Origin of the sequence: Lutibacter oceani (genome assembly GCF_003384935.1) — a bacterium.
GTDB lineage: Bacteria > Bacteroidota > Bacteroidia > Flavobacteriales > Flavobacteriaceae > Lutibacter > Lutibacter oceani.
Genome location: NZ_QTTQ01000009.1, coordinates 1,226,991 through 1,238,411 on the forward strand (window position 1 = coordinate 1,226,991; position 11,421 = coordinate 1,238,411).

Genomic DNA, 11,421 nt, shown 5'->3' on the forward strand with positions numbered 1-11,421 from the left:
TTACAAAATTGATATTGTTTTAAATGTTGTTATTAATATCTTTTTTAGTTGTATAAAATTATGAGGTTTTTTTATAGCTCCAAACGGCCAAACCATTCATAATAATTGCATATGCAAAGGTTTTTGAAAGTTGCGGAATAATTTCAGAAAACCCAGCACCTTTTAGCATTACCATTCGCATAACTTCAACAAAATATTTTATAGGATTAAATTCGGTTAAAATTTGTGCCCAGTTTGGCATACTTTCAATAGGTGTAAAAAGCCCACTCATTAAAATAAAAATTACCATAAAAAACCAAGCTATAAACATTGCTTGTTGTTGTGTGTCAGTAAAATTTGAAATAAATAAACCAATTCCTAAAACCACTAAAATATAAATGGAGGTATACAAATACATTAATGCTAAACTACCAACAATTGGCACATTAAAAATAAGTTTTGCAATAAGTAAACCAACGGATAAAAGCACCAAGCCCAATAACCAAAAAGGGAATAGTTTTCCAATAATAAACTGGTGTTTTTTAATTGGAGTAACATTTATTTGCTCTAAAGTACCAATTTCTTTTTCACGAACAATGTTCATTCCCGATAAGAAAAGTGTTATCATAGTTACCAATAAAACTAAGATTCCTGGTACCATAAATGTTTTATAATTTAATGTTTTATTGTACCAAAAAGATGGAATGCTAGTAATATTTTGATATGTAATGGGTGTATTTGAAGGTAGCATTAAAGTTGTGTGTACTTTTTTATTGAATGTTTGAATTATTTGATTGATATATACATTTGTTACACCTGCAGCAGCGCCATCAATGGCATTTATGGTTACTGCCAAATCAGTTTGTTTATTTTTTAATAAGTTGCGTTCAAAATTTAAAGGAATTTCCAAAATAACATCTACTTCACCTTTTAACATAGCTGAATTTGCTATTTTTTTTGAAGGATATTTGGCCAATACATTAAAGTAGGTTGAAGCATCAAATTTTTCAATTAATTCTCTTGAGAATGATGTGTTATCATTATCTACATAAGAAAATTTGATATTTTTAATTTCAAACGTAGCTGCATTTGACAAAATAATCAGCTGAATTAAAGGCAGTACAAAAATAATAGGAAGCATGCCTTTATTTCTGAATATTTGTCTGAATTCTTTTTGTATGATGTATAGAATTGTATTCATTTTATAATTCTTCATTTTAAATCGTCATAACGAGGAGCGAAAGCGACGAGGTTATCTCATTTTTTGAAGGAGATTGCCACAATTTTTATCAAAAATTTCGCAATAACGTTTTTAGTATTCATTTGTATTTTTTGATTTTTAATTAGGACTTCGACTCCACTCAGTCACCGTACTTTTAATTATTCTTTTTTAATTAAATTCCCCCTTTGGGGGGTTAGGGGGCTTACTCTAGCCTTATTTTATATTTTTTGGTACTTAAAACAATAAAAAAGAGTGTCATTCCAACTAAAATGAGTGTTTCTTTCCAAATAAAAGTAAATCCAACACCTTTTAACATAATACCTTTTACTATAATAATAAACCATTTTGCAGGTATAATATTACTTATAATTTGAAGTGGTAATGGCATACTAGTAATTGGAAAAATAAAACCAGATAGTAAAATTACAGGTAACATTAATCCCATTAAACTAATCATCATAGCGGTTTGTTGAGTTACTGAAACGGTTGAAATTAAAATGCCTAAAGACAAGGATGTAATTATAAACAAAATACTTTCTATACCCAATAAAAAGAGACTTCCTTGAACGGGCATATTAAAAACAAAAATGCTCAGAATTATAATAATAATTGCATTTACAATAGAAAGAAAAATATAGGGAACAACCTTACCAACAATTACTTGAAATGGTTTTAAAGGTGAAACCAACAAAATTTCCATGGTGCCTAACTCCTTTTCACGAGTTATAGAAATTGAAGTCATCATGGCAGAAACTAACATCAAAATTATAGTCATAACACCCGGAACAAACATAAAAACACTTTTTAATTCCTGATTATAAACCATGCGAGTTTTTGGAATAATTTGGTAAGTAATTGTAACGTTTTTATTTATGGTTTGTGTGTAATTTTGCAAAATAGCACTTACATAATTGCTAATAGTATTAGCAGTGTTTGGGTCTGTAGCATCTGTAATAATTTGAACATTTGCATTGTTTTTCGTGCTTAATTTTTTACTGAAGTCAGCTTCAAAATTTAATACAGCTTTTACGTGACCTTTTTTAAAAATAGCTTCAATTTCATTCTCATTTTGAATAAATTCTTTTATACTAAAATAGCTGGATGAATTTAATTTATTAATAATTTCTTCAGTAGTTGCGTCTTTTGAATTGTTTAATATTGCGATATCAACGTTATTTATTTCATTGGTAATGGCAAAACCAAATAACATGATTTGTGCTATAGGCATACCAAATAAAATGAATAATGATCGCTTATCTCTAAAGATATGGTAAAACTCTTTTTTTATAAACCCTATAAAGCGTTTCATCCTCTTGCTAGTTTTAAAAATACATCATTCATGCTTTCTGCATTAAACTGTTCTTTTAATTTTTTAGGTGTATCTAAAGCTTCAATTTTACCGTTTACCATAATGGATACGCTATCACAATATTCAGCTTCATCCATATAATGTGTGGTTACAAAAATGGTGGTGCCTTTGTTTGCGGCTTTGTAAATAAGTTCCCAAAATTGACGGCGAGTAATTGGATCAACGCCTCCTGTTGGTTCATCTAGAAAAACAATTTTAGGATTGTGTAATAAGGCAACAGAAAAGGCTATTTTTTGTTTCCAACCTAAAGGTAAAGAGCTTACTAGTTCGTTTACAATTTCTTGTAATTCTAATTCTTCAACCAACTGATATCTTTTTTCATTGATTTGTTTGCGGGTTAAACCATAAATTCCTCCAAAAAAGGTAATATTTTCTTTTACAGTTAAATCATCATACAAAGCAAATTTCTGACTCATATAACCAATACTTTTTTTAATGCTTTCTGGTTGAGTATTCACATTAAATCCAGCAACATCTGCATTGCCTGAAGTTGGAGTTAAAATACCAATCAACATTTTCATAGCGGTAGTTTTACCAGCTCCATTTGCGCCTAAAAAACCAAAAATTTCACCTTTTTTCACATCAAATGAAATGGCATTTACAGCTGTAAAGTCACCAAACATTTTAGTTAGATTTTCAACGTGTATTGCTGTTTCTTCTTTCATTTTTCTACTTCTATTTTTTGTCAGTTCTAGTTAAGGCTTTTACCGATGTATCGAGAACTTCTCGATACAATTTTCTATTGAAAATTACTCGAAGTGACCTGCTTATTACTTCGCCAGTTCCATAAAGGTGTCTTCAATGGTAGCTTGGGTAATTTCAATGCTTATATTTTTAAGGTTTTTAGTCTTTAAATAAAGTTTTAAATCTTCTGGATTAAAATTGGTTCTGCTATCGGTATAATGCACAAATTCACCAAAAGGGTATACACTATATTTGTGTTTATAAATGTTTAAACTTTCAATTAGCAAGTACATATTAGCTGCTTTTACATTGTAAATGGTTTTAGGATAGTGTTTTACAATTTCTCGTGGTGTATCTATTTCTAAAATTTTACCATCTTGTATTAATGCAATTCTGTCACATAAAGCAGCTTCATCCATATAAGGAGTTGAAACTAAAATAGTAATTCCTTTGGTTTGTAAGCGCTTTAACATTTCCCAAAATTCTTTTCGTGAAACAGGATCAACACCAGTGGTTGGTTCATCTAAAAACAGCACTTTTGGTTTGTGAATTAAAGCACAACTTAAGGCTAGTTTTTGTTTCATTCCGCCTGATAATTTTCCTGCTCGTCTTTTTTTAAAAGGTTCAATTTGAACGTATATATCTTTTATTAAATCGTAGTTTTCTTCTATGGTGGTTCCAAAAATAGTTGCAAAAAATTCTAAATTTTCTTCCACAGTTAAATCCTGATATAAAGAAAAGCGTCCTGGCATATAACCCACATTATTCCGAATGCTTTTATAATCTTTTATAATATCAAAATTTGCAATCGTTGCTTCCCCTTTATTAGGAATTAAAAGGGTAGTTAAAATTCTAAACAACGTTGTTTTTCCAGCGCCATCAGGACCAATTAAACCGAAAAGTTCACCTTCTTTTACTTCAAAAGAAATGTCTGATAAAGCGGTTTTATTTTTAAATGATTTACTGATATTTTGTACAGAAATACTCATGGTTAAACCTTTAAATGTTTTCAGTTATCCACATTTCTGCTGGCATTCCAATTTTTAAACTGCCATCGTTTTTTACATCAATTTTTACGCCGTACACAAGGTTTACACGTTCTTCTTTTGTTTGAATTATTTTGGGTGTAAATTCAGCTTCTGAGGCAATCCAAGAAATTGTTCCTGCGTAATTTTTCATAGTTTTACCTTCATCAATTTTTACAGTAACTTCTTGACCAATTTTAATAGTTACCAACTGGGTTTCGCTTACGTAAACGCGTAATTGCATAGTTGTTAAATCAGCTATTTTATAGAGAGGTTTTCCAAAGGTAACAACTTCGTTAGGTTCGGCATATTTAACCAAAACGATTCCTTTAACTGGATTTATAACGTTACTTTTTTGAAGCTGATCTTCTATTTGTTTTAATTGTATATCTAAACTTTTAAGTTCATTTACAACAGGTGCATTTTGAATTTCAATACTTCTAATTTGCTGATTTAAAACATCAATTTTACCATTTATGGCATCTAATTGTTGTTGTGTTCCTGCGTTTTCTTTTACCAAATTTTCAATTCTGTTTTTTGAAATATGTGCTGTTTTTAATTCAGCTTTTAAAACGTTAATTTGCGATAAAACTCCTTTAGATTTTGAATAAACAATTTCTTTTGACGTTTGTAATTGTTGTTTTTTTAAAGCCAACGGAATGGTATCTATATAACCAACAAAGTCTCCTTTTTTTAAAACTTCACCTTCTTCTGTGTTAAATTGTAAAAGCTTGCCGTTATTTTCTGCAGAAATAATAACTTCGGTCGCTTCAAAATTTCCATAGCCATCTGCTTTATGGTTATTGTTGCAAGAAAATAAACTGCTAACAATTATGGTTAATGCGATTATTTGATAGTTCGTTTTCATATATTAATTTCCTTTTAAGATGTTGTAATTGGCTTTTTCTAAAAGCACTTCAATTTTATGTGTGCTTAAACTGTTTTCTGCTTCAAATAAATTGGTAATTTCTGTTATGTAAGCTGAGGAAGTAATAACACCGTTTTTAAGCTGGGATTCGGTAGATTTTAAGATTTTTTTTCGGAGTTCAATAATTTTTAAATCTGAATTAATTAGGTTTGAAAGTTTGTTAATTTCAGTTTGTTTTTGTTGCAATTCAATAGCTGTGTTTAGCTGAAAAACTGCTTCTTGATTTTCAACAATTTCTTTATTAATTAATAAAGATTCCCGTTGTTTTTTATTAGCATTCCAATCAAAAATATTCCAATTTAATTTAATACCAACTTGGTAAAAAGTTTGAAAAGAATTATCAAGCATATTTAATCCCGGATTTCCATAGCCGCCTGTTGCATAGCCTATTAAATTTGGTGCATTTTGTTTGGAAAGTAGATTTTCTGAGGTTTCAATTTTCTCTTTTTGAAGTTGAAAAAGGGCTAATTCAGGTCTTTTAAGTTCAGTAGTATAATCTGTTAAAATAGTTGGGTTTTCAAACTCAGTATGTGTTGGTATAGGAGTTCCGATTAGTTGTGCTAAAGATTTAATTAAACTACTTTTATTTAAAGAAAGCGCTTCTAATTGTTGTTTAATTTTTAAAATTTCAGCTTCAATAACATAATCAGAAGTTGGTAATAATGCTCCAAATTTAATTCCTGCTTTTACTTCATGTAATTTAGTTTCAAGCATTGTTTTTTTAGCACGTAATAATTCCATTTTTTCATTAAAAAGTACTACTGAAAAAAAGTAGGCATTTACTTGTTTTTTAAGTTGGTATAAAGTTACTTCAACTTGTTTTTGTTGTTCTTTTAAAGTAGCTTCACTAACTTTTTTAGTAGCATTAATTAAACCACCATTATAAATTAATTGATTTGCTGAAAGCGTTGCTTTATACTGGTCTTTGTTTGGAGCTTCAACGGTTGTATTTGGTATTTCAATTGGCATTTTTGTAACATCGGACTGATAGGTTGTTTGAACTCCCAATTCTAATTTTGGAAGTTTTTTTGTGTAAATTGATGCGATGTCTAGTTCATTTTGCTTAGCAAACAAATTCGACTGTTTTGCCAATGGATAGTTTTTATTCAATAAAGAATAACAGGTTTCTAAACTCAACTTTTCTTGTGAAAACATTCCTGTTGAAAGAAACAGTAACAATAAAACGTGTTTTTTTTTCATAAAACTATATTTTAATTGCATTGATAATAAAATTTGAAACTTCAGTGGCTCTTTCTTCCATTAATTGTTCATAATTTTTAGCATCAATTTTTAAAAATCCTTTCAGTAGTGGTGATGCAATAAAAGGAAAGATGTTTAAAGCCATAATATTTATAAAAAGGTGCTCAGGTTTAATAGGTGTAATTAATCCATTTTCAATATTTTCTAGTACTTGGTTTTTAAACTTTTGAATAGTTGGAAAGTTTTTTTCTGAAATTAATTTTTCAACAAATTCAGGGTTTCTATTCAGCTCGCTTATTATAAAATTTGGTAAATATGGATGTTTAATAATAAATGAAATATAGTTTTTTGTAAAGTTTTTAATTTTATCATTTAAAGAATCATCATTATTAAGTATTTTGTTTAATTGGGGAGCTAATAGCATAAAAGCGCTTTTAAAAACAGCCTCAAAAAGCAGTTGTTTACTTCTGTAATAATAATGAAGTAAAGCCTTGTTAATTCCTGCTTCATCTGCAATTTCTTGCATGCGTGCGCCATCCATTCCTTTTTTTTGAAAAATGCGTTTTGCAGCATTTAAAATGTTTGTTTCAGCAGTTATGTCTTTTGTTCTTGTCATAGTATTAACTATTTAGTTTAACCAAATGGTTAACAAATGTAAAATCTTTTTTTAAACTGACAAAATAAATGTTATTTTTAGGCCTTAATAATTAACATTAAAATGAAAAAATTAGTCAAATTTGGGATTGTTCCATTATTAATAATTGTAATTGGTGTTGTGGGCTATAATTATCCACGATTAAATATTATTACCGGTTTTTCAGCCAAAAGTGTTTGTTCGTGTACATTTGAAGCAAAAAGAGATTTACAATCAATTGAAGCTGGAGATAATGATATTAACCCGGTTTATTATGCAAAAAACGTAATTAATAAAGAAGAAAAATCGGTTACTTCAACTGTGTTTGGCTTAAAAAAGAGAAAGGCTATATATAAAAAAGGTATTGGGTGTATACTACTTCCAAAAGATTATAAAAATCAAAAATTTAAACCCAACAGAACTTTTTTAAAAAACGAATTACCGTTTCCTTATGGAGATTTACCACAAAAAGACACCATATATAATAATATAAATTATGAAGCGCTTCAAAATGCAGTTGACAATGCTTTTGATAAAGAAGGAGACACTATAAAAAGAACCAGGGCAGTAGTTGTAATTTATAAGAATAAATTAATTGTTGAAAAATATGCACCTGGTTTTACAAAAGAGACCAAACTATTAGGTTGGTCTATGACCAAAAGTATTACAAATGCTGTTTTAGGTGTTTTAGAAAAACAAGGTAAAATAGCTATAAGCCAAACCAGTTTATTCCTGGAATGGAAAAATGATAATCGTTCAAAAATTACCTTAAATAATTTGTTGCAAATGAATAGTGGTTTGGAATGGGTTGAAGATTATAACAACATTTCTGATGTAACTAAAATGTTGTTTTTAGATCAAGATATGACAAAAACACAACTTAATAAACCATTAATAGGGAAACCTAATAATAGTTGGAATTATTCTTCAGGTACTACAAACTTATTATCAGGTTTTATTAGAAATCAATTTAAAACACACCAAGAGTATTTAGATTTTTGGTATAAAGAGCTAATTGATAAAATTGGAATGAACTCTATGTTAATAGAAACTGATGCTACGGGAAATTATATAGGCTCAAGTTACGGTTGGGCAACTGCACGTGATTGGGCAAAATTTGGACTGTTGTATTTAAATGAAGGAAGCTGGAACGGAGAACAAATTTTAAATAAATCTTGGGTAGATTATAGTAAAACACCAACAAATGGATCAAATGGGCAATATGGAGCACAATTTTGGTTAAATGACGGAGGTGTGTATCCAAATGTACCAAAAGATTTATTTTCTTGTAATGGTTATCAAGGTCAACATGTATTTATAATTCCTTCAAAAGATATTGTAGTTGTTCGTTTAGGCTTAACTGAAAATCCTGAATTTAATGTGGATGCTTTTTTAAGTAAAATTTTAGATGCAATTAACTAAGTGACTAAATTTTAATTTTTTTGTTGAGATTTTTTTTGTTTAGAAGAGTTTAACTTATTAATGAAGGCCATAAACATATTTTTAAAATAGGGCAATTTACACTGTTTTTATAGTAGGTAAATTGTTTTTTTATTAAAAAAAATAGACCATTTATATTGAAATTCTTACACTTTACTAAGTATAATATATTTTTCATTAAGATTATGTTAAAAAAATTAATTTTGTAAAAAGCAAAGTCCCTATATAAAAAAACAAATTTTAATTATTAACAAATTTACATTGAAATACACATTTATAATGTATTTCAATAATAGATGAAATAATATTAAGTCAGAATAAATTAACTATATATGAAAAACAATTACTCAATTAAAAAAAATCCCGGAGTAAAATTTAAACAAACCAAACAAGTGCTATTTTTAATGCTTGCGGTTTTGTTTTTTAGTGGAAAAGCCCTTGCTCAAAATTTTGAGTTGGTAACTGTTAGTTCAGTTTCATCAGGTGGCAATACAAATAATGCTTTATTTGTTGCATCTTCTCCTACAATTCCTTCATTGGCATTTATTAGAGCTCAAAGAATTGCAGGTCCAGAAGATGGGGTTTTTACAATAAATGGTGATGATATTAGATATACCTCAAATTCATTAACTTCAGGGATTCCAAATAACTTAAGTAGAATTAGATTTACTTTTTTACAGGCAGATGGAGTAACTCAAATTCCTGTCAATGACTTTAGATTTGTAATTAATGATATTGATGGGCCAAATAATGAAGGTTTAGCTACAAATTGTGGGGCAAATGTTAGGTTTAATGCGACTGCTGACCCTACTAATTTGGTAATTGATAATATACCACCAGACTTAAATGCAGTTGGTTCACAAAACGAAACTGCTGGACCAACAAGTAGAGTGATGTATGAATTTAGTGATGTGGCAGTTATTGAATTTGATAATTATGCGAATAGTGGTTATTTGAAAGATTTTGATATGGATTATGACCTTGCTATTGTAGCGCCTTTATATTCAGTATGTTTAGGTGATAATGATGGAGATGGAATTACTGATGATATTGATTTAGATGATGATAATGATGGTATTTTGGATGTTACAGAAGCAGGAGGAAATGATCCCAATGGAGACCATGATGGTGATGGATTGCCAAACTATTTAGATACATCTGATGATACAGGGTTGTCTGCGACATATATTGCTAACGCTGATGGATCAGTTACAAATTATACTGATGCAGATAGTAATGGGGAGCCAGATGTTTATGAAGCAAGTGCAGATGCTGATTCAGACCCTAATCATTTAGATTCAGATTCAGATAATGATGGTTGTCCTGATGTTGATGAAGTTTATGGGGCAGGTACTGATAGTGATGGTAATGGGTATTATGGAGCTGGAATTCCAGCTGTCGATGCGAATGGACTTGTAATTGCTGCAGGTATAACAGGAGCAACTTATAATATTTTACCATCAGATAATGATATAAATGGTACTGATGATTATTTACAAACAAGTATAGCAGTTACAGGGATTAGCACACAACCTACTGACGCAACTATTACAGCAATAAATAATGCTACCTTTAATGTTGTAGCAACTACTTCAGGTATTGGAACAGCGGAGCAATATCAATGGCAAGAAGATTCAGGTTCAGGATTTGTAAATATTACAAACGGAGGAGTTTATAGCGGGGCAACAACAGCAACACTTACAGTTAGTGTGTTAAATTCATCTTTAGATGGTAATTCCTATCGTGCAATAATAACGACACCTTCTATTGTTTGTGATCCTGAGGCACAATCTAATGCGGTAATATTAACAGTTACAGCTAATCTTATTGAGGGGGTTGATGATTCAGGAACAGTAAACGAGGGTATATTAAGCGTTGCTGTGGCAAATGTATTGGTAAATGATAATTTGGGAGGATCAACCCCTACACTTGCAAATGTAACATTAAGTGAAATTAGTTCTACAAATCCAGGTATAACATTAAATATAGCTACAGGTGAAGTAAATGTTGCGGCAACAACTATTGAAGGAGTGTATTCATTAGTTTATCAAATTTGTGAAACTGCTAATATCTCAAATTGTTCAACAGCAACAGTAACGATAACAGTAAACGATGCGGGTAATCCGGTTGCGGCAGATGATACAGCAAGTACTTTAGAAAATACATTGGTAACAACAGGAAATGTGTTAACGAATGATTCAGTAGTTGATGGCGCAACCATTACAAGTTCTGATGTAACAAGTGCAAATGGAGGAACAGTAGTTAATAATGGAGACGGTACATTTGATTATACACCAGCAGCAGGTTTTGCAGGAACAGATACTTTCACTTATACTCTATGCGATAATGATTCACCGGTAGCAAGTTGTTCAACAGCAACTGTAACGGTAACAGTAACTGACGCAGGAAATCCAATAGCGGTTGATGATACAGCAAGTACTTTAGAAAATACATTGGTAACAACAGGAAATGTGTTAACGAATGATTCAGTAGTTGATGGCGCAACCATTACAAGTTCTGATGTAACAAGTGCAAATGGAGGAACAGTAGTTAATAATGGAGACGGTACATTTGATTATACACCAGCAGCAGGTTTTGCAGGAACAGATACTTTCACTTATACTCTATGCGATAATGATTCACCGGTAGCAAATTGTTCAACAGCAACAGTAACGATAACAGTAAACGATGCGGGTAATCCGGTTGCGGCAGATGATACAGCAAGTACTTTAGAAAATACATTGGTAACAACAGGAAATGTGTTAACGAATGATTCAGTAGTTGATGGCGCAACCATTACAAGTTCTGATGTAACAAGTGCAAATGGAGGAACAGTAGTTAATAATGGAGACGGTACATTTGATTATACACCAGCAGCAGGTTTTGCAGGAACAGATACTTTCACTTATACTCTATGCGATAATGATTCACCGGTAGCAA

At 30.4% G+C, this 11,421-nt stretch carries 9 protein-coding genes; 2 read left to right on the forward strand and 7 right to left on the reverse strand.

Going from position 1 to position 11,421, the window contains the following annotated elements; genetic code table 11:
* Positions 1-58 precede the first annotated feature (58 nt).
* The 7 genes from BX611_RS05455 to BX611_RS05485 all read right to left on the reverse strand — a co-directional run bounded on the left by BX611_RS05455 (position 59) and on the right by BX611_RS05485 (position 7,023).
* Entirely contained in the window at positions 59-1,180 is a 1,122-nt protein-coding gene (locus BX611_RS05455) for an ABC transporter permease (RefSeq protein ID WP_115878856.1), read from the reverse strand.
* A gap of 223 nt (positions 1,181-1,403) precedes the next feature.
* Positions 1,404-2,510, reverse strand: coding sequence for an ABC transporter permease (locus BX611_RS05460; protein ID WP_115878858.1), 1,107 nt, complete (start codon positions 2,508-2,510; stop codon positions 1,404-1,406).
* Positions 2,507-3,235 (reverse strand): ABC transporter ATP-binding protein, encoded by a 729-nt coding sequence (locus tag BX611_RS05465; protein WP_115878860.1) that lies wholly within the window; start codon positions 3,233-3,235, stop codon positions 2,507-2,509. Before BX611_RS05465 ends, BX611_RS05460 begins: the two co-directional genes overlap by 4 nt.
* Positions 3,236-3,340: 105 nt before the next feature.
* Positions 3,341-4,243 carry an ABC transporter ATP-binding protein gene (locus BX611_RS05470; RefSeq protein ID WP_115878862.1) on the reverse strand — a complete coding sequence of 301 codons (903 nt, stop codon included), beginning with the start codon at positions 4,241-4,243 and terminating at the stop codon, positions 3,341-3,343.
* A 10-nt stretch (positions 4,244-4,253) separates the two neighbouring features.
* Entirely contained in the window at positions 4,254-5,147 is an 894-nt protein-coding gene (locus tag BX611_RS05475; protein WP_115878864.1) for an HlyD family secretion protein, read from the reverse strand.
* Between the two features lie 3 nt (positions 5,148-5,150).
* Entirely contained in the window at positions 5,151-6,407 is a 1,257-nt protein-coding gene (locus BX611_RS05480; protein WP_115879005.1) for a TolC family protein, read from the reverse strand.
* Between the two features lie 4 nt (positions 6,408-6,411).
* Positions 6,412-7,023, reverse strand: coding sequence for a TetR/AcrR family transcriptional regulator (locus tag BX611_RS05485; protein WP_115878866.1), 612 nt, complete (start codon positions 7,021-7,023; stop codon positions 6,412-6,414).
* 102 nt (positions 7,024-7,125) lie between these two features.
* On the opposite strand from BX611_RS05485, the gene BX611_RS05490 reads away from it, so the two are divergent.
* Both BX611_RS05490 and BX611_RS05495 read left to right on the forward strand, forming a co-directional pair.
* Positions 7,126-8,463 (forward strand): serine hydrolase domain-containing protein, encoded by a 1,338-nt coding sequence (locus BX611_RS05490; RefSeq protein WP_115878868.1) that lies wholly within the window; start codon positions 7,126-7,128, stop codon positions 8,461-8,463.
* 350 nt (positions 8,464-8,813) lie between these two features.
* On the forward strand, positions 8,814-11,421 hold a 2,608-nt coding region (locus tag BX611_RS05495; RefSeq protein ID WP_115878870.1), incomplete at its 3' end, for an Ig-like domain-containing protein.